Source organism: Ralstonia sp. R-29 (genome assembly GCF_049913345.1).
Taxonomy (GTDB): domain Bacteria; phylum Pseudomonadota; class Gammaproteobacteria; order Burkholderiales; family Burkholderiaceae; genus Ralstonia.
In genome coordinates this window covers 690,681-715,935 of the sequence record NZ_CP184378.1, presented here as the reverse complement: position 1 = coordinate 715,935, position 25,255 = coordinate 690,681, and the positions used below count along the sequence as shown (strand labels likewise).

Below are 25,255 nucleotides of genomic sequence, written 5' to 3'. Positions count from 1 at the left end.
GCTTGTTATGTACGTTCCCGCCCACTTCGATGAATCGCGCACCGGGGTGCTCCACACGCTGATCGCGCAGAACCCGTTTGGCTCGCTGGTCACGCATGGCAAGAATGGGCTCGACGCGAACCACATTCCGTTTCTGCTGCTGCCGGAAGAGGGCCAGCTCGGTGTGTTGCACGCCCACGTAGCGCGCGCCAACCCAGTGTGGCAAGACGTGGCCAACGGCGATGAGGTGCTGGTCATCTTCCGTGCGGGCGACGCGTATATCTCGCCCACGTGGTACCCGAGCAAGCACGAAGCCCACAAGCAGGTGCCGACGTGGAACTACCGCGTGGCGCACGCACATGGCCGCATCACCATCCGCGACGATGAGCGCTTTGTGCGCGGCGTGGTCGCACGCCTCACGCGCACGCATGAGGCCGCGCAGCCGGTGCCGTGGAAGATGTCGGATGCGCCGGCGGACTACACCGATTCGCTGCTCAACATGATTGTCGGCATCGAGATCGAAATCACGCGCCTGGAAGGCAAGCTCAAGCTGAGCCAGAACAAGGAAGCGCGCGATATTCGCGGCGCGGGGGAGGCGCTCAAAGCCAACGGCGAAGACGTGGTAGGTGACGCCATGCTGGCCGCACTTGCGGCGAAGGCAGAGAGCTGAAACGCGGGGAAAGGCAGCAGCGGCAGCCTGACATCCGCATGATCTGCGGAGCAGGCTGCGTTTGAGTCAGTCGATTACAGCCAACCGTGGAATTGGTAGGCCAGCCAGCCGAGCGCGGCGCCGCTGGGCAGATCCAGCACGTAGTGCTGCTTGGTGAACAGGCAGCTCAAACCGATCAGCAGCGGAAACGCAAACGCAATCGGACCGATCGTCGGCAGCGCAAACAACGCCGTGAGCATGGCAACCGAGGTGTGCATGCTCGGGAAGCAGTTCGATGCGGCATCAAACCGGCGCACGAATTGCAGGAAGCGCTCGCTCAATCCTTTACCTTGGTTCAATTCGCGCCAGTGCTCCGGCGTTTCAACCGGAAAGATCACAAAGAACACCATCTGCATGAACAGCAGGAGGATAAAGCTGATGGCCATGCGCGTGAATGCTGCCGGGCTGGGCGCCAGCAGGTTCAAATACAGAATGGCAGGGTAATACAGGAAGCTGTAGATCCAGGCCCAGAAAGGCCAATACGGAATCGCTTCATCAAGCGGGGAGCGGAACGTGCGGGTCGGGCGCATTGGGTTGCGCTGGCACCAGAAGTAGAACTGGTAGGCACCCACAATCATGATGGCGCTCAGCGTCAGATTGATAATGTAGTCAGAGGTATGCATCGAACGACGAGGTGTGACACGCCTGCAAGGTCAGTGATGCGCTTAACGGCGAGGCCCGTTCAGCGTTTAAGGGCCGGGATTATGCATGACCAAGGGGAATTAGGCGAGCCAATGCGTTGTTCGTTGTATTAACGATTGATCATAATTGGCGGTTTTTAAAAAAACGCTGCGCAATCCGAGCGATGTCTTTACGCACTCAACTGGCGTTGAAGCGGCTCCCGCGATGATTTGCGGAAGCCGGGTCGGCGGATCTTTAACCGGGCTTTAGGGCCTTACTTCACGCTGCGAGCCGGCAGCACTTCGCCGCGCACGTCACCAAAGCCGACGCGATAGCCGTCGCCCTGGCACCAGCCAGTCATGATGACTTCGTCGCCGTCTTCCAGGAAGGCACGCGTTGTGCCATCGCCGAGTTGCAGCGGCTGCTTGCCATTGGTGGTCAGCTCCAGCAGGCTGCCGTACGAATCGGGCGTGGTGCCGCTGATGGTACCGGAGCCCATCAGATCCCCCACACGCACGTTGCAGCCGGACACGGTGTGGTGCGCCAACTGCTGCGCCATCGTCCAGTACATCGCGCGGAAGTTCGTGCGGGCGATGGTGGTGCGCTGGCCACCGTGCGGACGCAGGGCAGTTTCGAGGGCGATGTCGTAAGCGTTGGGTTTGCTTTGGCGCAGATATTCCAGCGGCTCTGGCGACTGTACCGGGTTGGCCACGCGGAACGGCTCCAGCGCTTCCATCGTCACGATCCAGGGCGAGATCGACGTGCCGAACCCCTTCGAGTTGAACGGGCCCAGCGGCACGTATTCCCATTGCTGGATGTCGCGGGCGCTCCAGTCGTTGAGCAGCACCACGCCGAACATGTGGTCCGGTGCGGCATCCACGGACACCGCCTCGCCAAGCGAGCTCGGCTTGCCAACCACGAAGGCCATTTCCAGTTCGTAGTCCAGCTTGCGGCAGGCGCTGAAGATGGGGCGCGGCTGGTCGGGCAGCTTGATCTGGCCCATCGGGCGGTGCAGTGGTGTGCCGCTCACGACCACCGAGCTGGCGCGGCCGTTGTAGCCGATGGGGATTTCCAGCCAATTGGGGAGCAGCGCGTTTTCCGGGTCGCGGAACATGCGGCCGACGTTGGTGGCGTGCTCCTTGGAGGAATAGAAATCCGTGTAGCCGGGGATGTCGATCGGCAGGTGCATCACGGCGTGGGATTGCGGCACGAGGGCGCGGGCGTGCAGCGTGGCGTTGTCGCGCACGTGCGTGTCGGCCACGCTGAAGAGTGCTTGCAGCTTCTTGCGGGTTTCGTGCCACACGGGCTTGCCCAGGGCGATGAAGGTGTTGAGCTTGCCGGTGCGGAACACGCCGCGCGTGGATGCGGGCAGCAGGCCTGCGTCATCCAGCGCGCCGAGGTCGATGACCTGGTCGCCCAGGGCTACGCCGGCGCGCGGGGAGGGGTTCTCTTTGGTGGAGAAGATGCCGAAGGGCAGGTTCTCCAGCGGGAAGTGGGTGTCGGGGGTGTTGGCGGATTCGAGCCAGCTGAGTTGGCGTTTGGTCATGATGGGGCGGTGGTTTGTTTGTTGTCGGTTTGTGTTGACGCTGTCGGTTCACCCTCTGTTTCACCCCCTGCCGGGGGCGACTCACTTTCTTTGTCTTGCCAAAGAAAGTAAGCAAAGAAAGGCGCGCCCGAGATGGCGACTTCCCCTTGAATTTATGTCGCAGAGAGGGGAAGGGGAAAACTCGCTGCGCTCAGACAGTTCCCCTTCCTTTTTCCTATCTGCAACAGAAATTCAAGGCGCCATCTAGGGCATCAACGGCCACACCTTCTGGGGGCTTGCCTTGGCGCCGAGGTGGATGTTTCTTCTTTTTAGGGCTTGGTTGGGTCGAAATGCTTCTTCAGGCCTTGCCAGCATTCGAAGTACTTGGCTTGCAGTTGTGCCGATTCGGCTGCGAAGCGCGTTGGTCGAATGACCGCCGGCGTTTCGAACATGAAGGCCATGGTGGCGTCTACCTTGTGCGGCTTGCTGGTGTCGCCGTTGCTGGCTTTCTCGAAGGTTTCCGCGTCAGGGCCGTGGCCGCTCATGCAGTTGTGCAGGCTGGCGCCGCCGGGTACGAAGCCTTCGGCCTTGGCGTCGTACACGCCTTGAATGAGGCCCATGAATTCGCTGGCGACGTTGCGGTGGAACCAGGGCGGGCGGAAGGTGTTTTCGGCCGCCAGCCAGCGCGGCGGGAAGATCACGAAGTCGATGGTGTCCACGCCCGGCGTGTCGGAGGGGCTTTGCAGCACCAGGAAGATCGACGGGTCCGGGTGGTCGTAGCTGATCGAGCCGATGGTGTTGAACAGGCGCAGGTCGTACTTGTACGGTGCGAAGTTGCCGTGCCAAGCCACCACGTCCAGCGGGGAGTGGCCGATCTTGGCGGTCCACAGGTTGCCCTGGAATTTGGCGACGAGTTCGAAATCACCTTCGCGGTCTTCATACCAGGCGTGCGGCGTGAGGAAATCACGCGGGTTGGCCAGGCCGTTGGAGCCGATCACGCCCAGATCCGGCAGGCGGAAGAGCGCGCCGAAGTTCTCGCAGATGTACCCGCGCGCTTCACCGTCCGGCAGCTCGACGCGGAAGCGTACGCCGCGTGGGATGACGACGATTTCCAGTGGCTCGACATCGACCACGCCCATCTCCGTCAGCAGGCGTAGACGGCCTTGCTGCGGCACGATCAGCAGTTCGCCGTCAGCGTTGTAGAAGAAGCGGTCGGTCATCGACGCATTGGCGGCGTATAGGTGGATGCCGCAGCCGGTTTGCGCGTCGGGGCCGCCATTGCCGGCGAAGGTGACGATGCCGTCGATGAAATCCGTGCCGGCGGCGGGTGCGGGCAGCGGGTCCCAACGCAGTTGGTTGGGCGAGGGCGGCACCTCGTTGAAGTTGCTGTGGAAGCGCTGCTGGCTGATGGCCTCGAACGGCAGATGCACGGCCGCCGGGCGGATGCGGTACATCCAGGAGCGACGGTTGTGCGCGCGCGGCGCGGTGAACGCGGTGCCGGAAAGCTGCTCGGCATACAGGCCATACGGCGCCTTCTGCGGAGAGTTCTGGCCATGCGGTAGCGCGCCCGGCAGGGCTTCGGTGGCGAACTCGTTGCCGAAGCCGCTTTGGTAAGCGGGGTGGTCCAGCGACGCGGGGGTGAATGCGAGGGGGGATGCGCTCTGGGCCGTCGGAGCGAGCATGTTCATGGTGAAGTCCTCAAGTTGAAGAGGTGCATCAAAGGAAAGCGTAGTCGTTGCGCACGGATCAGGCAGGTTTGCGTGCGGCAAAGCGTGCGGCGTCCGGGCCACTGGCGGCCAGCGTCAACGCCAGCACCATCCCGAACGACACCAGGGCCGGCACCGCCGCAGCCGAGAACAGCGCCGGGCCGCTCCACTGCATGGCGATCAGTTGCCCGCCGATCACGGGGCCGATCACCGAACCGATGCGGCCCACGCCCAGGCTCCAGCCGATGCCGGTCGCGCGCAGTGTGGTCGGGTAATACGTGGCGGCCAGCGCATTCACCGCAGGCTGCCCGCCGACGATGCAGAAGCCGGCGATAAACACCATGGCAACCAGCACCGGCAGCGCCGCCGCCACATGGCCGATCAGCGCGACGGTGGCGCAGGCAATCAGGAAGCACACGGCCAGCACGCGCACAAAGCCGAGGCGATCAATCAACCGACCGAGCGTGAGCGTGCCGATCACGCCGCCCACCTGCAGCGCGGTCGCCACCAGTACAGCGGTATCGGTCGGGTAGCCCGCATCGCGAATCAGCGTCGGCAGCCAGTTCGACAGGAAGTACAGGTCAATCAGGTTCATGAAGTTGATGACCCACAGCACCAGCGTGACTTTGGCGCGGCCCTCGGTGAAGAGCGCAGAGACCGGCATGCCTTGCGCGGCCGATTCGGGCACCGCGAACTGCGTTTGCGCATCGACACGCAGCGTCGGATCAAGCTTGCCCAGCCAGCGCGCGAGGCGTTGATGGCGCGTTTGTGGATCGCCCTTGAGAACAAGGTATTGCAGGGATTCGGGCAGCCACAGCACCATCATCACGCCAATGACGAGCGGCACCAGACCGCCCACGAGAAACACCGCCGGCCACCCAAAGCGCGATAGCAGCGCCGCGCTCACAAAGCCGCCCAGTGCCGCGCCGACGGTAAAGCCGCAGGACACCAGCATCATCCACGTCACGCGCGAGCGCGCGGGGCTGAACTCGCCGGCCAGCGCCATCGCGTTGGGCATGATGCAGCCCAGGCCCAGCCCGGTGATGAAGCGAAGAATAAGCAGCGCCTGCACCGTCTGCACCTGCGTGGTGGCCAGCATGCAGGCCGCAAAGAAGAACGTGGCAACGATCAACACCGGCCGCCGCCCGAAGCGGTCACCCAGCACGCCAAACACGAGCGAGCCGACCAGCATGCCGAACAGGCCCGCTCCGAAGACCGGCCCTAGGCTCGCCTTGGTGATGCCCCAGTCCTTGATGATGGCCGGCGCCACGTAGCCCATGGCCTGCACATCAAAGCCGTCGATGATCAGGCACAGCCCGCAGATGGCGAGCAGCAGCATCTGGAAGCCGCCGACTTTGCCCTGGTCGATCAGGCGGGCGAGGTCAATGGCGGGGGACGGCGCTGCAGGTGCAGCGGTGGCAGGGCGCATGGATGGTCTCCGGTATCGGCGGCATCTGTCGGCCGCTCTGTCGTTCTGGTTCGGGTGAGGCGTATTGTCCGGATTGGCTGAAAATTTGGAATATCAATGCGAGAATGGATGCTATTGATTTTATGAATGTCGAGGCGCTGCCATGCTGAACCTGCGGGATGTCGACCTGAACCTGCTGGTGCTGTTTCAGGAAATCCTGCGCGAGAAGCGCATTTCCGTCGTGGCCGAGCGGTTGGGCCTGTCACAGCCGGCGGTAAGCAATGCACTTTCGCGATTGCGCCAGACCTTCGACGACGAGCTGTTCGTGCGTACCCCGCGCGGCATGATGCCGACTGCACTTGCCGAGCAGTTGGCCGAGCCGGTGGCCATGGCGCTCGACACGCTGCAACGCGCCTTCGGCCAGCGCACGCACTTTGAGGCGGCCAGCTCCATGCGCACCTTCACCATCGCAATGAGCGACGTCGGCGAGGTGTATTTCATGCCGGTGCTGGCCCAACTGTGTGCCGAGCAGGCGCCCGGCGTGCGCATCGACACCCGGCGCGCAGGCGGGTTCGATATGAAGGCGGAGATGGAGGCGGGCGCCATCGACCTAGCCATCGGCGCGTTTGACGATCTGTCGGGCGAGAGCGTTTTCCAGCGTCGCCTGTTCCAGCAGGACTACGTGACGATGTTTCGGCGCGGCCATGCGCTATCGGAGGGCGAGTTGACGCTGGAGCGTTTTCGCGCCGCGTCGCACCTCGTGGTGGCGAGTTCGGCCAGTCCGTACAACGCGATTGGGCCGTTGCTCGACAAGGCGGGGATCACGCAGTCGGCGCGCTTCTCGGTGCCACACTTCGTGGCGGTGCCGTACATCATCAGCACGACGGACTTGGTGGTGACGGTGCCGCGCAAGCTGGCCGAGCGCGCGGCGCCGCCGTTTGGGCTGGAGTTTGTGGCGCCGCCGCTCAAGCTACCGGCGTTGCAGACCAACGTGTTCTGGCACCGGCGCTTTCATCAGGATGCCGGCAACCAGTGGCTGCGCAACGTGGTCGCGCAGCGGTTTGCAGAGATTGAGCGTTAGCCCGCCGAGACCGTGCGCTGCAACTGCTCACCCAGGCCGGTGATGCCCAATCGCATCGTCTGCCCCGGCTTGAGGTAAACCGGGGTCGGCTTGATCCCCAGGCCCACGCCTGGCGGCGTACCCGTCGAGATGACATCGCCCGGCTGCAGGCTCATGCAGCGGCTCAGATAGGCCACTAGTTGCGCCACGCCAAACACCATCGTGCGTGTGTTGCCGTTCTGGTAGCGGTAGCCGTCCACCTCTAGCCACAGGTCGAGCGCTTGCGGGTCAGGCACCTCGTCACGCGTGACGAGCCACGGGCCGAGTGGGCCGAACGTATCGAAGCCCTTGCCCTTGTCCCACTGGCCGCCGCGCTCGATCTGCCATTCGCGTTCCGAGACGTCGTTAATGACGCAGTAGCCCGCCACGTAATCGAGCGCGTTGGCCTCGTCGATGTACTTGGCCGGCTTGCCGATCACCACGCCCAGCTCGACTTCCCAATCGGTCTTGACGGAGCCGCGCGGGATTTCGACGTTGTCGTTCGGGCCGCAGATGGCGCTGGTCCATTTATTGAAGACAACGGGTTCGGTCGGCACGGGTAGGCCGGATTCCGCCGCGTGGTCAGCATAGTTCAGACCGATACAGATGAACTTGCCGACACGGCCGACGCACGGGCCGATGCGTGGTTGGCCGGTCACCGTGGGCAGTTTGGATGCATCGATCTCGCGCAGCTTGGCAAGCGATGCGTCCGACAACACGTTGCCTGCAATGTCATCGACGATGCCAGACAGATCGCGGATGGTGCCGGACGCATCGAGCAGGCCCGGTTTCTCTTGGCCCTGAGGGCCGAAGCGCAGCAGTTTCATGAAAGGTTCAGATCGGTTGGGGGGAAGGCATCACGGTATCAATTTGACCCGCCGCCGTCGATTCGCGCATCACTCCTTCGGCAAAAGATAAGCCTGACGCGCAAACAGGCGCCAGCCGTCCGGGCGCTTCTTCCATACCTGGAGCACGCCGATATGCGCGGTGCTGGTCTTGCCATCGGGCAGGTTGTTGACGGCATCGAACACGTGGCGCACCCAGGCGTTGTCACCGTCCACCTTGACGGTCTGGTTGCTCAGCGCAATCGACTTGAACGAATTCGTGCCGTCCAGCGTTTTGAGAAAGGCCGCGTGGTCTTCCAGCTTGCCCGACGAATGGCCGTAAGTGAGATCGTTTTCGATCAGCTTGGCGAGCGTTGCGCCATCGCTGGCGACCATGGCGACGCGCATGCGCTCCACGGCCTGCGCGACCGTGTCAGCATCGGTGGCGGCATAGGCGAGGGCGCTACCGGCAGCCAGTACGGCGGTCATGACAACGCCTGCAGTGCGGCGGGCGAACGTGTGCAACAGCATTGAGCTTCTCCTCTCTGGTTTTGTGTAGGGGGCATCGCGGGCGTGTTTAGAAATGGGCTTCGCGGTGTGCGGCGTGCGGTGGCAGGCCTGCGGCTTCCGGTTCCGGCAATGGCGCCGCACGGCCCATGCGCCGCACCCACATGGCGGTGAGGATCGGCACAAGAATCGCCGTCACCAAACAGGCCGTGGCCACCAGTGCGGTTGCGGCCGGCACCAGGGGTTTGAACTTGGGAATCATCTCGCCGATGATCGCCGGGTTGGCGACCGCCGCCCCCGCTGTGGACGATGCCGCCAGCCCCGCGGCCCCGTTGCCGCCGGCGACGAACTTGTCGGCGAGGATCAGTGGCACACCCGTGATGACGATCACCGTCAGGCCCAGCACTAGGCCGGGGAGCCCGCTCTTGGCGATCACGTGCAGGTCAATGCCGTTGCCCAGCGCAAAACCGAAGAACGGAATGAGCGGATGCACGCAGCGGCCGAACAGCTCGCGCAGGTCGCTGTCGAGATTGCCCAGCGTAAAACCGACCAGGAAGGGCAGCACCGCGCCCACGAACAGGCGCGGCTCGAACACCGCAATGCCCGTCGCACCCAGGATGAGCATGCTCACCAGCGGGCCGGACTCGATGGACATCAGCACGAACGCGCCAGCTTCTTCCTTGGTGCCGTACTGCTGCATGACGGCGGCGTAGAGCCCGCCGTTGGTCATGTCCATCGACGTGGTGATCGCCAGCACCGAGAGGCCGGCAAGGATGCCCGTCTTGATGCCCTCATCCGGAATGAACTGCGCTGCCACCAGCGTTGCGAGCCACGCCACGGCAATCTTGGTGATGAGCAGCGTGCCCGACTTGCGCAGCACTACGCCGGTGGCATGCAGGTCGATGGTCGCGCCCATGCAGAAGAACCACACCGCCAGGATCGGCACTGTGCCGGTGATCAGGCCATTGGTGAACGAGCCGAAGTACTTGCCTGCGTCGGGTGCAAGCGTGTGCACGCAAGCGCCCAGCAGCAGCGGTACGAGCATCAGCCCGCCCGGAATGCGGTCAATCGCCTTCTTGATCTTCACGTCTCCTCCATGCGCCTCTCTGGGCTCGGTTGGTTGGGTCCAGCATCGTGGGGTGACTATAGTGGATGATGTGGAACGATGTTCCATGTTTTTGGTTTCATCGGGTGATCGTTTACCCGACTGCCAGAATTACACTCGGGCTTTCTCTATTCATCCGGGCCACACGCCAAATCACGAATATGGATCGGCGTTCCGTATTGATGACTTTTGTGCTTCAATCCAACCCAGAACAGCCGGCTGTGCGGTAGGTGTCGGTGCATCCTCCACGGAGAAACAGCATGGAAGTACCGATGGAAGTACGACAGGGTATCCACAGCGAACACGCAAAGACGCTCGACACGGCGGGGTTGCGCCGCCAGTTTCTGGTGGAGCGGGTGTTTGCGCGCGATACGCTCCAGCTCACGTACAGCCATATCGACCGCATCATCGTGGGCGGTGCGTGGCCGGCAACGCGGCCGGTGGAGGTGCCTGCGTCGCTCGCCAAGTCGATGGGCGTGAGCCATCTGCTGGAGCGGCGGGAGCTGGGCGCCATCAACATCGGCGGACCGGGCTGGGTGGAAGTGGACGGCACGCGCCACGCCGCCGGCAATGAAGAGGCCATCTACATCGGCCAAGGCGGGCAGAACGTCGTGTTTGGCAGCGACGATGCGGCGCGGCCCGCCAAGTTCTACATCAACTGCGCGCCGGCCCACACGGCGTATCCGACACGCACGATCACGCTGGCCCAGGCATCGCCCGAAACCCTGGGCGATCCGGCCACCAGCAACCGGCGCACGATCTACAAGTTCATCGTGCCGGACGTGCTGCCCACCTGCCAGCTCTCGATGGGTATGACCAAGCTTGAGCCCGGCAGCCTGTGGAACACCATGCCGTGCCACACGCACGAGCGCCGTATGGAGGTCTATTTCTACTTCAACCTGCCGGACAACGCCGCCGTCTTTCATATGCTCGGCGAGCCACAGGAGACGCGCCACATCCTCGTCCACAACGAGCAGGCCGTGATCTCGCCGAGCTGGTCGATCCACTCGGGCGTAGGCACGCAGGCGTACACCTTCATTTGGGGCATGGTCGGCGAGAACCAGGTGTTCCACGACATGGATCACATCGCCATTGCCGACCTGCGCTGACACCATGCGGCTCGAGAATCCCTATCTTCAGGCTGCCAGTCTGTTTGACCTGACGGGTAAGGTCGCCATCGTTACCGGCTGCAACACGGGGCTGGGCGCCGGCATGGCGACGGCGCTGGCGGCCGCCGGTTGCGACATCGTGGGCGCCAACCGCTCCGACCCGGCAGAGACAGCATTACGCGTGGAAGCCGCTGGTCGCCGGTTCGTTGACGTGCGTGCGGACTTGTCTTCGCTCGAACCCATCGACAGCATTGTCGAAGCCGCGATGGACGCGTTTGGCCGCGTCGATATTCTCGTCAATAACGCGGGCATCATCCGCCGTTGCGATGCGCTCGAATTTTCCGAGGCCGATTGGGACGCGGTGATCGACGTCAACCTCAAGGGCGTGTTCTTTCTCTCGCAGGCCGTGGCGCGCGAGCTTGTGAAGCAGGAGCGCGGCGGCAAGATCATCAACGTGGCGTCGATGCTGTCATTCCAGGGTGGCATTCGCGTGCCGTCGTATACGGCGTCCAAGAGCGGCGTGCTGGGGCTGACACGGCTGCTCGCCAACGAATGGGCAGGGCGCGGCATCAACGTCAACGCCATCGCACCGGGCTATATGGAAACCGACAACACGGCGCAATTGCGCGAAGACCCGCAACGCAGCGAAGAGATCCTCGCGCGCATTCCGGCCGGGCGCTGGGGTGTGCCGGACGACCTTGCCGGTGCGGTGGTCTTCCTCGCTTCGGCCGCGTCGGACTATGTGCATGGCCATACGCTCGCCGTTGATGGCGGCTGGCTGGCGCGCTAGTGCGGCGGATAACGGTATGAGACCGGTTATGCTCTCTCCCGATTTCGATTCCACGGAACCACGAGAGATGAAAGCCACGCGCCGGCCACGCAAGCCGGAAGACACGTCCACCAATGAAGCTGCGGAAAGCGGTGCGGACAAAGCCGAATCGGTTTCGGCGGTCGATAAGGTGTTCACCATTCTCGGCGCGATGGGCGAGCTTGGCGCGGTCGGCCCCAGCGAACTGTCGCAGCGGCTCGGCATGTCCAAGACCACCGTGCACCGCTTCCTGCAAACGCTCAAGAGCCTCGGCTACGTGGCGCAGGAGGGTGACACCGAGCGCTATCGTCTGACCATTCGCCTGTTCGAGCTTGGCGCCAAGGCCCTGGAAAATGTCGACCTCGTCCGCGAGGCCGACACCGAGATGCGGCGCATCGGCCAACTCACACGCGAGGCCGTGCACCTGGGCGCCTTTGACGAAGACGCCATCATCTATATCCACAAGATCGATGCCGATTACGGCTTGCGCATGCAGTCGCGCATCGGCCGACGTAATCCGCTGTACAGCACGGCTATCGGCAAGGTGCTGTTGGCGTACATGCCGCTGGAAGAGGCACGCGATGTGCTGTCGAAGGTGGAGTTCAAAAAGTCCACGCAGAAGACGCTCGGTTCGGCCGAGGCTGTGCTCAGCATCCTGCCGCGCGTGCGCCAGCAAGGCTTTGGCGAAGACAATGAAGAGCAGGAAGACGGGCTGCTGTGCATTGCCGTGCCCGTGTTGGACCGGTTCGGCCGTGTGATTGCCGGGCTGTCGATCTCGTTCCCGACCATGCGGTGCGGGGCGGATACCAAGGCGCATTACGTGGCGCTGCTTCAGCAAGCCGGCGCGGCCATCTCGTCCCGGCTCGGGTATCACCCGGCCGAGTAACCGCCTGCAAGACTGGTCAGTCCGTCCTATCCTCTGCGTTGCCTTCCGCATCTGAGCCTGTGCGCTCAGCATTCCATTCCCATCGTATTGGAGTCGATCACATGCGTTACAACCAATTGGGCCGGACCGGCCTGTTTGTCTCGGAGCTGTGCCTGGGCACCATGACCTTTGGCGGCAACGATGGCATCTGGCAGCACATCGGTGATTTGCAGCAGGCTGATGCCGAGCGATTGATCGGCCGCGCACTCGACGCCGGCATCAATTTCATCGACACGGCCGACGTGTACTCGAACGGTGTCGCCGAACAGATGACCGGCCAGGCGCTCAAGAACCTGAAGGTGTCGCGCGACAGCGTGGTTGTCGCCACCAAGGTGTTCGGCCAGACGGGCGAGAGCGTGAACGCACGGGGCGCCTCGCGCTTTCACATCATGGATGGCATCAAGGCGGGCCTGAAACGCATGCAGCTCGACCACATCGATCTTTATCAAATCCACGGCTTCGACCCGGCCACGCCCATTGAAGAAACCGTGCGTGCGCTGGACACGCTCGTGCAGCACGGGCATGTGCGCTACGTGGGCGTATCGAACTGGGCTGCGTGGCAGATCGTCAAGGCCTTGGGCATTGCCGAGCGCCTGGGTTGTGCGCGGTTTGAAAGCCTGCAGGCCTACTACACCATCGCCGGCCGTGACCTGGAGCGCGAACTGGTGCCGATGCTCAAGAGCGAAGGCCTGGGCCTGATGGTGTGGAGCCCGCTGGCCGGCGGCTTGCTCAGCGGCAAGTACACGCGTGAGCAGCACGGCGAACATGACAGCCGCCGCAACAAGTTCGACTTCCCACCCGTGGATCAGGCACGCGCCTATACCTGTATCGATGCGATGCGCGTCATGGCCGAACTGCGCAAGGTGTCTGTCGCGCAGATCGCCCTGGCGTGGCTGTTGCACCAGCATGCCGTGACCACCGTGATCGTCGGCGCCAAGAAGGTCGAACAGCTCGACGACAACATCGCCGCGACCAAGGTGGAACTGACGACGGAAGAGTTGGCGCAGCTCAATGAACTGAGCAAACTCCCCGCCGAGTACCCAGGTTGGATGCTGGAGCGCCAAGGCGAGTATCGCCGTGGCCAGCTTGCTGGGACGCGGCAGGTCGGGCGTTAGGCATCGGCGGTTGGCCCAAGCGGCTCAAACCGCTCGCCCTTGAACATGCGGCGCGCGTTGCCGCGTTCCACCTGATGATGGAGCGAGCGCCGCTCCGCACGCTGCGCCGCGTTGGCCGCCGCGTCATGGTCTGCCAGCTTGTGCGCGAGCAGCAGCACAGCCAGCCGCTTGTTGGCGTGCTGGCTGCGCTCGGTCTGCACCTTCACGCTGATGCCCGTGGCGATGTGCGTGGCCCTTACCGCCGATTCCGTCTTGTTGACATGCTGCCCGCCCGGACCGGACGAGCGCGTGGCATCAAAGCGAATCTCGCTCGGCAGCGTTTCCGACGGCGCGGCACAGCGCGCCACGCCAAAGAACCAGTTCTTGCGTGCATGCCGTGGTCGGTAGGGGCTTGGGCACGTCCATTGGATCGTGCCTTCCCATGCCCGCGCCAAGGCATCTTCAGCATCGCCTTCCAGGCTGATCAAGGCAGAGCGCAACGTGCCCGCGCGCTCGCCATCCTCCTGTTCCAGCAGTTCGAGTTGGACGCCTGCGTCGGCCGATTCGCGTTGCAGGCGCGCCAGCGCTTTCGCTACCGCCAGTTCGCATTCGGCCGGCCCTTGCGCAGAAGAGAGTTGCAGCAACACCATCAGCAGCACTCCCCACGCGTCTTGTATGTCAACACCGGGCGCAGTCGCGCGAGCACCTTCACCAGGCCGGCATCCACCAGCGGCGCGATGACGCTTTCGATCGGCTTGTAGGCCTCGGGGGCCTCTTCGTAGATCAACTGCTTGTCTTCGCAGATGACGTGGCTGCCCAGCTTGGTGCGGTTGAGCTGCGCCGCGGTGAAGCGACGGACGAGGCGGTCTTTGCACTCGCTGCGCATCCACTTGCGGCCCGCGCCGTGGGCGAGCGAAAACAATCCATGCTCGCTCGGGCGCGGCGATACGAGGTAGCTGTAATCCCCGCGTGAACCGGGGATGACCACCACGCCCGCATCCGATGGTGTCGCGCCCTTGCGATGCAGCCAGCCGCGTTCACCAAACACCGTGGCCGGTGCGACAAAGTTGTGGTGCACGTCGAGCAACGCTTTGCCTTGCGCATGCAGCCGATCGAGCATGCGCCGTGCGATCAATTCGCGGTTGGCCTTGGCGAAGTGCAGCGCCGTGTCGTGCCGCGCCAGGTAGGCCGCGCAGGCGGCGTCGTCCTGTGCGAGGCCGCCGTGCCCATACGCGCGCACCTGCTCTGCCAGGATGGCCTGGCCGAGCCCGCGCGAGCCGCTGTGCACGAGCAGCAGAAGCTGGCGCGGGTCCAGCGGCAGTTCGCTGGCGTCGTAAATCTCGTCGATGCGCTGCAGCTCGGCAAAGTGGTTGCCGCCGCCAATGGTGCCCAACGCTGCATCGAAGCCAGTGCCAGCCGGTGCCAACGATGCGGCAAGCTCGCGCCAGCTTTCATCGAGCGGCGGGTCGATGTTGCCGAGCCGCTTTTCTAGCTTGTCGAAGCTGACCTTGTTGGCATCCATATCGGTGGCCCACAGCGCCATGCCGCAGCCGATGTCGTTGCCGATCAGTGCCGGATACAAGCGGCCAACGGAGAAAAACGCGGCGCCGACGGGGTAGCCGCGACCGGGGTGCAGATCCGGCATGCCAGCCACATGGCGCATGCCGTCGAGTGCTTTGGTGGTTTGAAGTTGTTGGATCGCGTTGCCTTCGATCCAGGTGTCGTCCGAGGCGATCAGGGTGACGCCGTCGAACAAATGCAAGATGCAATTGCCCATGAATATTCCATATCAGGTCTGAAGAACTATCTGATGTGGCAGGCCGGAGGCCGGGGCAATGCGAAGACGCTGTGAACTACAGCGCGAGAGATTCGATCAACCCAGGCGAGGGCCTGCAAAGGGGAAGGCTTGGTGACGCATGATGTTTTTCCTCCTGTGCAAAATGGTTGATCGGTAAGCGGGGCGGATACTAGCACTGCACTTTGCGCAGTCGCAAGTGCGATGCAGTGCGAGTGTTGGATTGTGGAAACGCGAGTGCGCTCACGCAGGGGTTGCGGGCAATGCCAATCGCGCAGCCGCCAGCGCCTCGCGCAGCACCGCCATATCGCCGATATGGTTGGCGAGCAACAGGATGAGTTGCGCGTTGAGCATCGCGCTGTGCTCGTCGCTCAGGTTGCGGTGCGCGTCGATCAGCGCTTCGTAAAAATCATCGGGGCGTGGCAGGTTGGGTTGCGTGTTCAGCGGCATGGCAATCAGGCCGTGGCGGCGGTGCGTGATGGGGTGGCAGCGGTGGCGTGGCCGCAGGCACGAAGCAAGGCAGCAGCCAGTTTGGCCGGGTCGAATGCACGCCAGCGCGCGCAGACGTGTTGGTCCGGGCGGAGCAGATACGTCGTGCCGGGCCGTGCGTCATAGCGCTGTGCCACGAGTCCGTCGATGTCCTCAAGGGCCGTCACGTTGGCCGAAACCGCGCCCACGCCACCGGCCGGAAAGATGGCAACCGTCGGCAACGGCAGCGCATCGACGTGTTCTCCTGCACGACAGAAACGCAGTGCTGTGAAGCCGCTGCACAGATGGCTGAGTAGCCAGGCGGCGCGACCATCGGCGGTGCGCACCGGTGCATCCAAGGCGACGGCACCCGGCACAAGGGCGCAGGTGAAGGGCGCCTCGTCAGCGGTGGAAAGTGAGGAGCCTTCCAGCACCGTCGGCACCGATAACCGCCCACTGTTTACCAGCGTGCGCGCAAACGGGTAGTGCTTGGCCAGGCGCAGTGTGGCATCGCGGAAGAGTTTGCTGACTGCGCTCTTGGGCGTGATGAAGTCCGTCGAGCGGGTGGAGTGGCGGATGTTGTCGTCGGCGGCGAATTCGCGCTCGCTCGCGTAGGTGTCGAGCAGCGTGTCGGGCGCATCGCCATTGAGCACCATGCGCAGTTTCCATGCGAGGTTCTCCGCATCCTGCAAACCGCTGTTGGCGCCGCGTGCGCCGAACGGCGACACGCGATGCGCCGCATCGCCGATGAAGAGCACGCGGCCGTGGCGGAAACGGTCCATGCGCTCGCACGAGAAGGTGTAGACGCTGACCCACTCCAGCTCGAAGTCGACACCTTCACCGAGCAATGCGCGCACGCGCGGGATCACGCGCTCGGGCCGCTTTTCGGCCACCGGGTCCGCGTCCCAGCCGAGCTGGAAGTCGATGCGCCAGACGTTATCGGGCTGGTGGTGCAGCAGCACCGATTGGTTCGGGTGAAACGGCGGATCAAACCAGAACCAGCGCTCACTGGGGAAGGGCGCGTCCATGCGCACATCGGCGATCAGGAAGCGATCCTTGAACGTCTGCCCGTGGGCCTCGAGGCCCATCATTTGGCGCACTGGGCTGCGCGAGCCGTCCGCGGCGACCACGTATTGCGCGCGCTGTTCGTACGTGCCGTCGGGTGTCTCGATGGTGAGCGTGACGCCATCGGCATCCTGCGTGAGGCCGGTCACCTTGTTCCTCCAGCGCAGCTCGATGTTCGGCAAGGCCTGCGCACGTTCAACGAGAAACCCTTCCACGTAGTACTGCTGCAGGTTGATGAACGCCGGCCGGCGGTGCCCGGCTTCGGGCAGGAGGTCGAAGCTGTAGAGCAGTTCGTTCTTCAGATAGACCTTGCCGACGTTCCAGCTCACGCCTTTTTCGACCATGCAATCGCCGCAACCGAGGCGATCGAAAATCTCCAGCGAACGCTTGGAAAAGCAGATCGCGCGCGAACCGGTGGACAGCGTGCAGTCGTCATCCACAAGCACGACGGGCACACCTTGCTGCGCCAGATCGATGGCCGTAGCCAAACCCACTGGCCCCGCACCAACGATGACGACGGGGCGAGGTGCGGCTGATGCGCCGGCCTGTTGCTCTGCGCATGGCGCGTACGCGAAGACGCGGTTCTGGAAGTCGGCGTTCATGTTCAGCCTTGCAGGGCGGCCCACATTTCCTTGTCGCGCTCAGCTGTCCAGATGCGCGGATGCTTGATGCCGCTGGCCTCATCAAAGGCGCGCGTCACGTCGAACGGCAGGCAGTGTTCGTAGATGAAGACGTTGCCGAACTTCGGGTCCATTGCCGCGCGGGTGTGCGCCATGGCGGCTTTCAGGTCCATCTTCTGGGCGACGGCTTCCTTGCCGCGCTCAAGTAGCGTGGACACGAAATCGCGCGTATAGGCGAGGCCCTTTTCGACTTCGGCCGGATTCAGCAGCGCGGGGCCGCGGCCGGGTACCAGCTTGTCGGCGCCGAGCGCGCGCAGGGCATCCAGTGTGGCGGGCCATTCTGCAAGTTGCGCATCACCGCAGTAGCAGGCGGCGTCGTATTCGACCAGATCGCCCGAGAAGAGCACCTTCTGAGATGGAATCCACACCACCGTATCGCCCTTCGTGTGGCCGGGGCCAAGGTGCAGGATCTTCACTTCCAGCTTGCCCAGGAACAGCGTGAGTTCGCGCTCGAACACCAGCGTCGGCCACGTTAGGCCGGGCACGGTTTCCACGCCGGCAAACAGGCGCGGAAAGCGTTCGATCTCGGATTTCATATCGGCCTCGCCCCGCTCGACGATCATCTCGTACGTGCCACGGCTGGCGATGATGTTCTGCGCGCCCTCGGCAAAGTAGGCCGACGCGCCCAGCACCCGCACCGCGTGGTAGTGCGACAGCACCACGTGCTTGATCGGCTTGTCGGTGATGGCACGAATGCGCGCAATCAGGTCTTGCGCCATCGCCGGCGTGGCCGTGGTGTCGACGATCAGCACGGAGTCGTCACCGATGATGACGCCCGAGTTCGGGTCGCCCTCGGCGGTGTAGGCGTAAGCGTTGGGGGAGAGCTGGGTGAAGGTGACTTGTTTGGCCTCGAGATCAGCTTGCGAGGCGAAGGCTTTGGCCATTCTGTCACTCCTGGTGTAGTGGATTACGGTTGGGGGAATTGTTGTGCGGCGTAGTTCAGCCCGAAAGCGTGGTTGGAGACACGCAGGTGTCAGGCGGTGCCGCTCGTGGCGAATGATAGACCGCGCGGTTTTCGCCTGCCTCTAGGGTATACGTTGATTATGATTAGATGCTTCGTTTATACAATGCATAAAAATTGAATGTGACCGCCCAAGCCGCGCAGCATGCTACGCTCCCAGCACTTTGCCGGCCGGCCCTAGCCAATACGCCCCGAGACATGGAGACCATTGAAGCCGAAGACGACCTGCCATCCGATGGCGATGCGGAAGACGCGCGCGCCAGTCGCGACCGCTCGGGTATTCAATCCATCGAAGTTGGCTCGCAATTGCTGGTGGCCTTGACGCGGGCCATGCGCGCCATGGCGCTCGGCGATCTGGCGCGCGCGGCGGGCATGCATCCCTCCAAGGCACACCGCTATCTGGTGAGCTTGCAACGTGTGGGCGCGGTCTCGCAGGATCCGCTCACCGGTCGTTATGAACTGGGCCCGTTTGCCTTGCGCCTGGGGCTGGCCAGCCTGAACCGGACCGAGGCCATCGTCCGCACACGGCCCTTGCTGGCCGGCTTGCGCGACCAGACCGGCCACACCATCGGCATTGCCGTATGGAGCGACCGTGGCCCGACGGTGGTGCATTGGGAAAAGGCAGGCGGCGCCCCGGGTGTGAACCTGCGCATTGGCGATGTCATGCCGATGCTCAACTCCGCCACCGGCCGCTTGTTCGGTGCCTATCTGCCGATCGAACAGACGCTGCCGCTGGTGGAGCGCGAACTGCACGAGCGTGCCACCGACGATCTGCCCGGGTTGCCGCGGTCCCTCACCGATTACTACCGCCTGTGCGAAGACATCCGCACCGAAGGCGCAGCGTGGGTGACAGGCAGCCTGCTGCCGGGCGTGAGCGCGCTCTCGCTGCCGGTGTTTGGCGCACGCGGGCACCTGGCGTTGGTGCTGATCGCGTTGAATCTGCAAACGCTGTTTCATGCCGAACGCGGCGGCGAGCTGGAGGCGACGCTGCGCAGTTTCGTGAGCCAGCTTTCGTCCATGCTGCAAACTCCGGCGCCGGAACCGCCCAAGGCAACCCGACGTGTGAAGCCGGCCCGTTAGGGTTGTCGCCAATTTCATCCTGCCGTAAGAAATTTACTATCTCGTAACTCGTGGCGCCCCCTCGCGCTGGCCCCGCTTTTGGGGCATGCCGGCGCGAATTCCGCGACACCCATAACGAGGAAACTCATGGATTTGTCGATTGCCGCCATCCTGGCGCAAGACGGCGTGACATCGGGCGCGATCTACGCGCTGCTGGCACTGGCGCTCGTGCTGGTGTTTTCGGTCACGCGCGTGATCTTCATCCCGCAGGGCGAGTTCGTGGCCTATGGCGCGCTCACGCTGGCGGCGATCCAAGCCAATAAGGCACCGCTGTCCGCTTCCATGCTGGTTGTGCTTGGCGTGTTGACCTTCCTCGTGGAGATGGGCCGCACGCTGCTGCAACCGGAGTTGCGCCTGCATGCGCTGCGCACGGGCGCCATCTACGCCGGCAAATACCTGATCTTTCCGATCGCCGTGTACGCGGCGTCCCGCATGCTCGCGCCGACGACGCTGCCGATGGCCGTGCAGGTAGCGCTCGCGCTGCTGATCGTCATTCCCATGGGCCCGATGATCTACCGCCTGGCCTACGAGCCGCTGGCCGAGGCGAGCACGCTGGTGCTGCTGATCGTCTCGGTGGGCGTGCACTTTGCGATGGTGGGCCTCGGCCTCGTCATGTTCGGCGCGGAGGGTTCGCGTACGGACGCGTTTTCCGATGCGCGCTTTGATCTGGGCGCGCTCTCGGTGTCGGGACAGAGCCTGTGGGTGGTGGCCGTGTCGGTGCTGATGATTGTGGGGTTGTACTTCTACTTTGGCCGCACTGTGTCGGGCAAGGCGCTGCGGGCGACGGCCGTGAATCGGCTGGGCGCACGGCTGGTGGGCATCGGCACCACGCAGGCGGGGCGGTTGGCCTTTACGCTGGCGGCGGCGCTTGGCGCGTTGTGCGGCATCCTGATCGCACCGCTCACCACGGTCTACTACGAGTCGGGTTTCCTGATCGGCCTGAAGGGCTTCGTGGGTGCGATCGTGGGCGGGTTGGTGAGCTATCCGGTGGCGGCTCTGGGTGCGCTGCTGGTGGGGCTGCTGGAGTCGTATTCATCGTTCTGGGCGTCGGCGTTCAAGGAGGTGATCGTGTTCACGCTCATCATTCCCGTGCTGCTGTGGCGGTCGCTCACCACCAAGCATGTCGAGGAAGAAGAATAAGCCGATGAACACGCTCATCAAATCTTCCGAGAACGCGGCACAACGCGGCTGGCTCACACGCAACCGCGTGCTGACCGCCTTGTTCGTGGTCGTGCTTGCGTTGATCCCCATCGTGCCTACGCCCGAATTCTGGATCACGCTGCTGAATTACATCGGGCTCTATAGCCTTGTCGCGCTGGGGCTGGTGCTGCTGACTGGCGTGGGCGGCCTGACCTCGTTCGGGCAGGCGGCGTTCGTTGGCCTGGGCGCGTACAGCACGGCGTATCTGACGACGCAGTATGGTGTGTCGCCGTGGATCGGCCTGCTGGCGGGGCTGGTCATCACGGTGGTGTCGGCCTATGTGATCGGCTTGATCACGATGCGCATGTCGGGCCACTACCTGCCGCTGGCGACGATTGCCTGGGGGCTGTCGCTGTTCTTCCTGTTTGGCAATCTGGAGTTCCTGGGCAAATACGACGGGCTGAATGGCATTCCGGTGTTGAACTTCCTCGGCAAGCCGCTGCAGACCGGGCGCGAGATGTTCTACCTAATCTGGGCCGTGGTGGTGGCGGCCGTGCTGGCCGTGCAGAACCTGTTGAACTCCCGCCCGGGCCGCGCCATCCGCGCGCTCAAGGGCGGCGGCACCATGGCCGAGGCCATGGGCGTGAACACGGCGTGGATGAAGGTGGTGATCTTCGTGTTTGCGGCGGTGCTGGCGTGCATCTCGGGCTTTCTGTATGCGCACTTGCAGCGCGCGGTGAACCCGACGCCGTTTGGCCTGAACTACGGTATCGAATATCTGTTCATGGCGGTGGTGGGTGGCGTGGGCCACGTGTGGGGCGCGGTGCTCGGCGCGGGGCTGCTGACCATCCTGAAAGACAGCCTGCAGAGCATCCTGCCCAAGCTGCTCGGCTCCAACGGCAACTTCGAGATCATCGTGTTTGGTGTGCTGCTGGTGCTGTTGCTGCAATACGCGCGTGATGGCGTGTGGCCGTTCATCCGCAAGCTGTTTCCTTCCGCGCCGACAGCCCGTGCGCCCGATAGCGCGCCGCAACTCAGGCTGCGTAACAAGCCGGCGGCGGGCGAGCTGATTCTCGATGTACGCGCCGCGCGCAAGGAGTTTGGTGGTCTTGTCGCCGTGAACGACGTCAGCTTCCAGGTGAGGGCCGGCGAGATCATCGGCCTGATCGGCCCCAACGGCGCGGGAAAATCGACCACCTTTAACCTCGTCACCGGCGTGCTGCCAGTCACGCGCGGCGAGGTGCTCTACCGAGGTGAACGCATCAGCGGCAAGCCTTCGCGCGAGATCGTCAAGCGTGGCATCGGCCGCACGTTCCAGCATGTGCAACTGCTGTCGGGCATGACGGTGCTCGAGAACGTGGCGCTCGGCGCTCACCTGCGTGGTGACTTCGCGGCGCAGGGTGGGGTGCTAGCCAGCGTGGTCCGCATGAACCAAGCCGAAGAGCAGAAGCTGTTGTTCGAAGCCCGCCGCCAGCTGGAGCGCGTGGGCCTGGCCGATTGCATGTATCAGGAAGCCGGCAGCCTAGCGCTCGGCCAGCAACGGATTCTGGAGATCGCCCGCGCGCTGTGCTGCGATCCGGCATTGCTGTTGCTCGATGAGCCTGCCGCTGGCCTGCGCTACAAGGAGAAACAGGCCTTGGCCGCGCTGCTCACCAAGCTCAAGGCTGAGGGGATGAGCGTGCTGTTGGTCGAGCACGACATGGACTTTGTCATGAACCTGACCGATCGGCTGGTCGTGATGGAATTCGGCACCAAGATCGCCGAAGGGTTGCCGCAGGAAGTGCAGCAGAACCCGGCCGTTCTGGAAGCCTACCTAGGCGGCGTGGAATAAGGAGAACGCGCATGTCAGTCATCCTCGAAGTGAAAGACCTGTACGTCCGCTACGGCAAGGTGGAGGCGCTGCATGGCGCCAACCTGAAGGTGGGGGCGGGGCAGATCGTCACCGTCATCGGCCCGAACGGCGCGGGCAAGTCGACCATGCTAGGCGCCATCATGGGCGCACTGCCGACGACAGGGTCGGCCAGCGGCGTGGTCTCGTATCTGGGTCACAACCTGACTGGGCTGCCGGTGGAAAAGCGCGTGGCGCGGGGCATGTGCCTGGTGCCGGAAAAGCGCGAGCTGTTCGCCACCATGAGCGTGGAAGACAACCTCGTGCTGGGCGCGTACCGCCGCAAGCGTGCGGGCGAGCGCAACTACCTGGACCAGATGGAGGTGGTCTACGACCTCTTCCCGCGTCTGAAGGAGCGCCGCGTGCAGGAAGCCGGTACGCTCTCCGGCGGCGAGCGCCAGATGCTGGCTGTGGGCCGCGCGCTGATGGCCAAGCCGCAGTTGCTGATGCTGGACGAGCCGAGCCTCGGTCTTGCGCCACTCATCGTGAAAGAGATCTTCCACATCATCAGCGACCTGCGCAAAACCGGCGTGGCAACCCTGCTGATCGAACAAAACGCGCGTGCCGCTTTGCAGGTGGCCGACTACGGCTATGTGCTGGAAACGGGCGACATGACGCTCGAAGGCCCGGCGCATGAACTGGCCGTCAACCCGCGCGTCATCGAAACCTATCTGGGACTGGCAAAGAAGGCGGCTTGAGCGCCGCCGGGCAAGCGATCAATCGTCGTCATCGTCGCGATGGCGATGTTTCCACTCCCTGCGTTCCCACTTGCGTTGCTCACGCCATTGCTTTTCCTGCCACTTGCGGGCGCGCCAGTCGTCCTCGTAGTAGCCGGGCGCGACCACCACCGGCTGCGGTTGGACGTACACAGGTTGGGGGGCATACACCGGCTGAGGAGCATAGACGGGTGCCGGTGCATAAACCGGCGCCGGCTCGACATAGACCGGGGCGACCGGAACGCCGATGCCGATATCCACATTGACCCGGGCCAGCGCAGCCTGGGACGACAATGCCGCGAGCGCGGCCAGCGCACACAGCGCCAAATGCTTTTGCATGATGAGTTCCTTCGACACGGCTGCACTGTAGTCGAGTGGCATGCTCGCGGTCTTACAAAAAATATACGGGCGTTACCAGATGTAACGAAGTCGCGTCAGGCGAGCGTGCGCTCCATCAACAGGGCGTCGTTACCGTAGACGCTGTGTAGCGTGGCGACCGATTTGGCGTCGAGCCGGGCAGGCCGATAGCCGAGTCGTTGCCAGAAGGCGTCGGCGCCCTGTACGGCGACCAGGCGCGATTGGCGCAGGCCGTGGGACTGTGCGGCGTTTCGGGCCGTTGTGTAGAGGCGTTCGCCCAGGCGGCGGCCACGGCCGGCGGGTGCGATGGCCATGTCGTGCACGAACCAGAGCACATCCGCAGCATCCGCCTTCGGCAACGGCACGTGCAACTTGGGCGGACTCCATGCATGCCATGCATGCGAGAGCAGGTAGCCGACGATCTCCGTCCCCTCCACCGCGACCAGGCACATGGCAGGGCTGCGCGCCCAGCGGCTGGCCAACGCGTCGCCCGGCTCGAGGAAGCCATCGCCGTAGCAAGCCTGCTGCACGGCCAAGATGCCGGGCAAGTCGTGCGCGACGATCGGGCGAATGGTGAGCTCGGACATGGGGCAGGTGGAGCGGAAAACCGCCGAGTTTACCGGACGCACATCGGCCCTCATGCCGTTTGCGCATAACTGGGGCTCACGCCGGCATTTGCAGCGTGGCGCACGTATCCTGTCGGGTGCGTTGCGGGGTCGTCCCGCTGCCCCATTTCTTCTTGCAAGCATGTCCCGAATCGTCTTCCTGAACGGCCAATACGTGCCGGCCGCCGAGGCCACCGTTTCCATCATGGACCGAGGCTTTACCTTTGCCGATGGCATCTATGAAGTGACCGCCGTGGCGCGCGGCAAGCTCGTCGACAACGACGCACACCTCGCACGCCTGACCCGCTCGCTGTCCGAAATCGGCATCGACAACCCGTACACCGAAGCGGAGTGGACTCGCGTGTGCGAAGAGCTGGTGGCGCGCAACGGGCTGGACGAGGGCGTGGTGTACATGCAAGTCACGCGTGGCGTGGCCGAGCGCGACTTTGGCATTCCCGCAGACATCACGCCGACGGCCGTGGCGTTTACGCAGGTCAAGACCATTGTCGATAGCCCCTTGGCAAAGAAAGGTGCCACCGTCGTGACGGTGCCCGACCTGCGCTGGAAGCGCTGCGATATCAAGAGCGTCGGCTTGTTGCCGCAGGTGATGGCCAAGCAGATCGCCGCCCGCGCCGGCGCGCACGAAGCCTGGATGACCGACGGCGACCACGTGACCGAAGGCGCCTCGTCCACCGCGTTCATCATCACCGCAGACAAGCGCCTGATTACGCGCCCGCTGTCGAACGCCGTGCTGCCGGGCATCACGCGTGTGTCGATCCTGGCGCTGGCGCGCGAACACGGCCTGATGCTGGAAGAGCGCACCTTTACCGTGCAGGAAGCCCAGCAGGCGGCCGAGGCCTTCTACACGAGCGCGTCGACGTTCGTGATGCCGGTGGCGTCCATTGATGGTGTGCAGATCGGCAATGGCCAGCCGGGGCCGCTCACACAGGCGCTGCGCGTGCTGTATCTGCGCTTTGCCGGCGTGGATGTGGCCGAGCCAGCCAATCAGATGTGACGAAAGCGGTTACGCCAGCACGGTAAA

The 25,255-nt window shown here is 63.8% G+C and carries 25 protein-coding genes; 11 read left to right on the top strand and 14 right to left on the bottom strand.

All coding sequences use genetic code 11. The features are described 5' to 3' along the window. Nucleotides 1–7: 7 nt before the first annotated feature. Nucleotides 8–649 (top strand): FMN-binding negative transcriptional regulator, encoded by a 642-nt coding sequence (locus tag ACN9M1_RS20400; protein ID WP_426400374.1) that lies wholly within the window; start codon nucleotides 8–10, stop codon nucleotides 647–649. 74 nt (nucleotides 650–723) lie between these two features. Here ACN9M1_RS20400 and ACN9M1_RS20395 read toward each other — a convergent pair whose 3' ends face one another. From ACN9M1_RS20395 to ACN9M1_RS20380, 4 genes are all read right to left on the bottom strand, one after another. Beyond that, nucleotides 724–1,266 (bottom strand): phosphatase PAP2 family protein, encoded by a 543-nt coding sequence (locus ACN9M1_RS20395; protein WP_426400373.1) that lies wholly within the window; start codon nucleotides 1,264–1,266, stop codon nucleotides 724–726. 317 nt (nucleotides 1,267–1,583) lie between these two features. Further along, nucleotides 1,584–2,855, bottom strand: coding sequence for a fumarylacetoacetase (gene fahA / locus ACN9M1_RS20390; protein WP_426400372.1), 1,272 nt, complete (start codon nucleotides 2,853–2,855; stop codon nucleotides 1,584–1,586). Nucleotides 2,856–3,163: 308 nt separating this feature from the next. Further along, entirely contained in the window at nucleotides 3,164–4,522 is a 1,359-nt protein-coding gene (hmgA, locus tag ACN9M1_RS20385; RefSeq protein WP_426400371.1) for a homogentisate 1,2-dioxygenase, read from the bottom strand. Nucleotides 4,523–4,580: 58 nt separating this feature from the next. Next, nucleotides 4,581–5,969, bottom strand: a complete 1,389-nt coding sequence (locus ACN9M1_RS20380) for an MFS transporter (protein ID WP_426400370.1) — start codon at nucleotides 5,967–5,969, stop codon at nucleotides 4,581–4,583. A gap of 142 nt (nucleotides 5,970–6,111) precedes the next feature. On the opposite strand from ACN9M1_RS20380, the gene ACN9M1_RS20375 reads away from it, so the two are divergent. Next, a complete protein-coding gene (locus ACN9M1_RS20375) occupies nucleotides 6,112–7,029 on the top strand; it encodes a LysR family transcriptional regulator (protein ID WP_426400369.1) in 918 nt (305 codons plus the stop codon). Here ACN9M1_RS20375 and ACN9M1_RS20370 read toward each other — a convergent pair. The 3 genes from ACN9M1_RS20370 to kdgT all read right to left on the bottom strand — a co-directional run bounded on the left by ACN9M1_RS20370 (nucleotide 7,026) and on the right by kdgT (nucleotide 9,465). Beyond that, a complete protein-coding gene (locus ACN9M1_RS20370; protein ID WP_426400367.1) occupies nucleotides 7,026–7,874 on the bottom strand; it encodes an ureidoglycolate lyase in 849 nt (282 codons plus the stop codon). The two genes, ACN9M1_RS20375 and ACN9M1_RS20370, sit on opposite strands and share 4 nt — an antisense overlap. 69 nt (nucleotides 7,875–7,943) lie before the next feature. After that, on the bottom strand, nucleotides 7,944–8,402 hold the full coding sequence (locus ACN9M1_RS20365; RefSeq protein ID WP_426400366.1) for a nuclear transport factor 2 family protein: 459 nt from the start codon (nucleotides 8,400–8,402) through the stop codon (nucleotides 7,944–7,946). Between the two features lie 46 nt (nucleotides 8,403–8,448). Continuing rightward, on the bottom strand, nucleotides 8,449–9,465 hold the full coding sequence (gene kdgT, locus ACN9M1_RS20360) for a 2-keto-3-deoxygluconate transporter (protein WP_426400364.1): 1,017 nt from the start codon (nucleotides 9,463–9,465) through the stop codon (nucleotides 8,449–8,451). A 290-nt stretch (nucleotides 9,466–9,755) separates the two neighbouring features. Between kdgT and kduI the strand changes: the two genes are divergently transcribed. From kduI to ACN9M1_RS20340, 4 genes are all read left to right on the top strand, one after another. After that, complete coding sequence (kduI, locus tag ACN9M1_RS20355; protein WP_426400699.1) at nucleotides 9,756–10,592, top strand: 5-dehydro-4-deoxy-D-glucuronate isomerase; 837 nt, start codon at nucleotides 9,756–9,758, stop codon at nucleotides 10,590–10,592. Between the two features lie 4 nt (nucleotides 10,593–10,596). After that, the gene (gene kduD, locus ACN9M1_RS20350) at nucleotides 10,597–11,382 is read left to right on the top strand and encodes a 2-dehydro-3-deoxy-D-gluconate 5-dehydrogenase KduD (RefSeq protein WP_426400363.1); all 786 of its coding nucleotides are present in this window, start codon (nucleotides 10,597–10,599) and stop codon (nucleotides 11,380–11,382) included. A 67-nt stretch (nucleotides 11,383–11,449) separates the two neighbouring features. Further along, complete coding sequence (kdgR, locus tag ACN9M1_RS20345) at nucleotides 11,450–12,286, top strand: DNA-binding transcriptional regulator KdgR (RefSeq protein WP_426400362.1); 837 nt, start codon at nucleotides 11,450–11,452, stop codon at nucleotides 12,284–12,286. A 101-nt stretch (nucleotides 12,287–12,387) separates the two neighbouring features. After that, on the top strand, nucleotides 12,388–13,440 hold the full coding sequence (locus ACN9M1_RS20340; RefSeq protein WP_426400361.1) for an aldo/keto reductase: 1,053 nt from the start codon (nucleotides 12,388–12,390) through the stop codon (nucleotides 13,438–13,440). Here the strand turns inward: ACN9M1_RS20340 and prfH are convergent. From prfH to ACN9M1_RS20315, 5 genes are all read right to left on the bottom strand, one after another. Continuing rightward, on the bottom strand, nucleotides 13,437–14,069 hold the full coding sequence (gene prfH / locus ACN9M1_RS20335; RefSeq protein WP_426400360.1) for a peptide chain release factor H: 633 nt from the start codon (nucleotides 14,067–14,069) through the stop codon (nucleotides 13,437–13,439). The two genes, ACN9M1_RS20340 and prfH, sit on opposite strands and share 4 nt — an antisense overlap. Further along, the gene (locus ACN9M1_RS20330) at nucleotides 14,069–15,196 is read right to left on the bottom strand and encodes an RNA ligase RtcB family protein (RefSeq protein ID WP_426400359.1); all 1,128 of its coding nucleotides are present in this window, start codon (nucleotides 15,194–15,196) and stop codon (nucleotides 14,069–14,071) included. Before ACN9M1_RS20330 ends, prfH begins: the two co-directional genes overlap by 1 nt. A 261-nt stretch (nucleotides 15,197–15,457) precedes the next feature. Continuing rightward, complete coding sequence (locus ACN9M1_RS20325; RefSeq protein ID WP_426400358.1) at nucleotides 15,458–15,664, bottom strand: DUF2783 domain-containing protein; 207 nt, start codon at nucleotides 15,662–15,664, stop codon at nucleotides 15,458–15,460. Nucleotides 15,665–15,669: 5 nt separating this feature from the next. Beyond that, complete coding sequence (locus ACN9M1_RS20320) at nucleotides 15,670–17,349, bottom strand: FAD-dependent oxidoreductase (protein ID WP_426400356.1); 1,680 nt, start codon at nucleotides 17,347–17,349, stop codon at nucleotides 15,670–15,672. 2 nt (nucleotides 17,350–17,351) lie between these two features. Then, nucleotides 17,352–18,311, bottom strand: a complete 960-nt coding sequence (locus tag ACN9M1_RS20315; protein WP_426400354.1) for an MBL fold metallo-hydrolase — start codon at nucleotides 18,309–18,311, stop codon at nucleotides 17,352–17,354. Between the two features lie 275 nt (nucleotides 18,312–18,586). Here ACN9M1_RS20315 and ACN9M1_RS20310 point away from each other — a divergent pair, with 275 nt between their 5' ends. From ACN9M1_RS20310 to ACN9M1_RS20295, 4 genes are all read left to right on the top strand, one after another. Beyond that, entirely contained in the window at nucleotides 18,587–19,468 is an 882-nt protein-coding gene (locus tag ACN9M1_RS20310) for an IclR family transcriptional regulator (protein WP_426400353.1), read from the top strand. Nucleotides 19,469–19,594: 126 nt separating this feature from the next. Further along, the gene (locus ACN9M1_RS20305; protein WP_426400352.1) at nucleotides 19,595–20,647 is read left to right on the top strand and encodes a branched-chain amino acid ABC transporter permease; all 1,053 of its coding nucleotides are present in this window, start codon (nucleotides 19,595–19,597) and stop codon (nucleotides 20,645–20,647) included. A gap of 4 nt (nucleotides 20,648–20,651) precedes the next feature. Further along, nucleotides 20,652–22,478 carry an ABC transporter permease subunit gene (locus tag ACN9M1_RS20300; RefSeq protein ID WP_426400351.1) on the top strand — a complete coding sequence of 609 codons (1,827 nt, stop codon included), beginning with the start codon at nucleotides 20,652–20,654 and terminating at the stop codon, nucleotides 22,476–22,478. Nucleotides 22,479–22,489: 11 nt separating this feature from the next. Further along, nucleotides 22,490–23,233: an ABC transporter ATP-binding protein gene (locus ACN9M1_RS20295; protein ID WP_426400350.1), complete on the top strand. Its 744-nt coding sequence runs from the start codon at nucleotides 22,490–22,492 to the stop codon at nucleotides 23,231–23,233. Nucleotides 23,234–23,251: 18 nt separating this feature from the next. Here the strand turns inward: ACN9M1_RS20295 and ACN9M1_RS20290 are convergent, their stop codons facing one another. Then, nucleotides 23,252–23,590: a hypothetical protein gene (locus tag ACN9M1_RS20290; protein WP_426400698.1), complete on the bottom strand. Its 339-nt coding sequence runs from the start codon at nucleotides 23,588–23,590 to the stop codon at nucleotides 23,252–23,254. Between the two features lie 95 nt (nucleotides 23,591–23,685). Then, complete coding sequence (locus tag ACN9M1_RS20285) at nucleotides 23,686–24,195, bottom strand: GNAT family N-acetyltransferase (protein WP_426400349.1); 510 nt, start codon at nucleotides 24,193–24,195, stop codon at nucleotides 23,686–23,688. Nucleotides 24,196–24,355: 160 nt separating this feature from the next. Between ACN9M1_RS20285 and ACN9M1_RS20280 the strand changes: the two genes are divergently transcribed. Then, nucleotides 24,356–25,228 (top strand): D-amino-acid transaminase, encoded by an 873-nt coding sequence (locus tag ACN9M1_RS20280; RefSeq protein WP_426400348.1) that lies wholly within the window; start codon nucleotides 24,356–24,358, stop codon nucleotides 25,226–25,228. Nucleotides 25,229–25,255 lie beyond the last annotated feature (27 nt).